General features: G+C 72.5%; 1 protein-coding gene. It reads right to left on the bottom strand.

Features of this window, described 5'->3' with window-relative positions:
- On the bottom strand, window positions 1–2,161 hold a 2,161-nt coding region (locus FHG89_RS00205; protein WP_244295043.1), incomplete at its 3' end, for a transglycosylase domain-containing protein.
- Window positions 2,162–2,334: the final 173 nt, after the last annotated feature.

Genomic DNA, 2,334 nt, shown 5'->3' with positions numbered 1-2,334 from the left:
CCACTGGCCGGCGAGCCCCGCCGCCCAGCGGAGCGCCCTGCAGTCCCCGAGCGCCAGCAGCCCACCCCGGACCAGGACCCGCGCTCGGCGCGACGAACGCCTTCTCCGGCTGGCCCTTGACGGCGGTGGCGATGACCCGGGCGACCGCGTCGATCACCTTGGTCTGCACCGCCGAGCCCACCGAGTCGGCCGGGTCGTCCGGGTTGGCGGCGATGCCGGCCACGGCCACCTGCGGGGTGAAGCCGACGAACGTCTCGGTGGCGTTCTGCTCCGAGCTGCCGGTCTTGCCGGCCACCGGTCGGCCGTCGAGGATGTCGTTCACCCCGGTGGCGGTGCCGCCGTTGCACTGACCGTACGGCGACTGCTGCCCCACCGGGCACCGGGCGGCGTCGGTCGCGGCGCGGGCCACGTCGGCGTCGAGGACCCGCTTGCAGGAGGGCTCCCCCACCGGCACCTTCTCGCCCTTCGCGTCGGTCACCGAGACCACCGGCACCGGCGTGCAGTACGTGCCCTCGGCGGCCACTGTGGCGTAGGCGTTGGCCAGGTCCAGCGGGGTGGTGGCGGCCACGCCAAGGGTGAACGAACCCCAGTTCGCGGCGTTGTCCCTGGCGAACGCGGCGTCCGAGTCGGCGCGGAACGTGATGCCGAGGCGCTGCGCCATCTCGACCACCTTGTCCTGGCCGACCTGCTCGGCCAGCCAGACGAAGTAGGTGTTCACCGAGCGGCCGAAGCCGTCCCACATCATCCGGTACCCGTCCATCCAGTCCGGGTTGGCGTTCGCCGGGCACCAGCGGCCGTCGCAGCTGCCCGGCCCCTCGGCCGGGTACCGGGTGGGCAGCTTGGCGGGCGCGTCGAAGCCGGTGGAGAGGGTACGGCCCGACTCCAGCGCGGCGAGCATGGTGAACAGCTTGAACGTCGACCCCGCCTGGTACCCGTCGACGCTGGCCCCACCGGAGATCAACGGGTTGACGGTGTTCGGGTAGTTCGGCTGGCCGGCCGGGTTGTCCGCGAGGCTGTAGTGCCGGTTGACGGCCATCGCCAGCACCCGACCGGTGCCCGGCTGCACGGCCGCGATCGGCAGGGCGCGCTTGTTGTCGTACCCGTAGACCTTGGTGGCCTGCTGCTGGGCGGTGGCCTGGACCGTGGGATCCAACGAGGTGACCACGGTGTAGCCGCCCGAGCGCAGGGCCTGCTCACGCTCCGCCACGGTGGCCCCGAACGCCGGCTGGGTCAGCCACCAGCGGCGCAGGTAGTCGCAGAAGTAGCCCCAGTCGTCGTGGCCCTGGGACACGGCGGTGCAGCCGTTGGGCTGCGCGGTGGGGCGCAGGGTCAGCGGCTCCGCCTTGGTCTGCGCGGCCTGGGCGGCGGTGACCGCGCCGGTGGCGACCATCGAGTCCAGCACGTACGACCGGCGGGCGAGCGCCGCGTCCTTGTCGCCGTCGATGGGGCTGTACGCGTCCGGGGACTGCACCAGGCCGGCGAGCAGCGCCGACTCGGCGAGGGTCAGCTGCGCCGGGGCCTTGCCGAAGTAGCGCTGGCTGGCCGCCGCGATCCCGTACGCGCCGGAGCCGAAGTAGGCGATGTTCAGGTACCGGTCGAGGATCTCGTCCTTGCCGAGGCTCTTCTCCAACGCGCCCGCGTACCGGATCTCCTGGATCTTGCGCCCGATGGTGGGGTCGGTCGCGGCGGCCCGCTCCTCGGCGGTGCGGGCGGGGTCGGTCTTCAGGACGTTCCGGACGTACTGCATGGTCAGCGTCGAGCCGCCCTGCTCGGTGCCGCCGCCCTTGACGTTGGCGACCAGCGCCCGGGCCAGGCCGCGCAGGTCAGCGCCGCCGTGGTCGTAGAAGCGCCGGTCCTCGGCCGCCACGATGGCCTGCCGCATCACCGGGGCGATGTCCTCCAGCGCGACGTCGGTGCGGTTCACGTCGTAGAACGTGGTGATCAGCGTCCTGCCGTCGTTGGCGTAGACGTACGACCGCTGCGGGGTGGCCGGGGTGCGCAGCGAGTCGGGCAACGCGGCGTACGACCCGAGCGCCGAGCGGGCGGCGAACCCGAGCATCAGGTTGCCCGGCAGCGCGGCGACTGCCAGGACCAACCCGGCCAGAAGGCCGGCGAGCAGCACGGTGAACAGCCGCGACAGCGGCGAGCGGGGGGCGGCCATGCAACCCAGGATTGCCACAAAAACCGCCAACCGACCACCCCCGCGGCCGGACTGTCAGCAACTTCACGGCCCCCCACCAGGCCCTTCGCAGCGGTGATCAAGAGGTTTGCGTCAGAAACGGGCCTTCATCCGACGCGAACCTCTTGATCACCGGGGCGCGGGCGGGGTGGGTC

It is taken from the genome of Micromonospora orduensis (assembly GCF_006228125.1).
GTDB lineage: Bacteria > Actinomycetota > Actinomycetes > Mycobacteriales > Micromonosporaceae > Micromonospora > Micromonospora orduensis.
The sequence above is the reverse complement of the archived record's forward strand: the minus strand, read 5'-3'. Positions and strand labels throughout refer to the sequence as shown.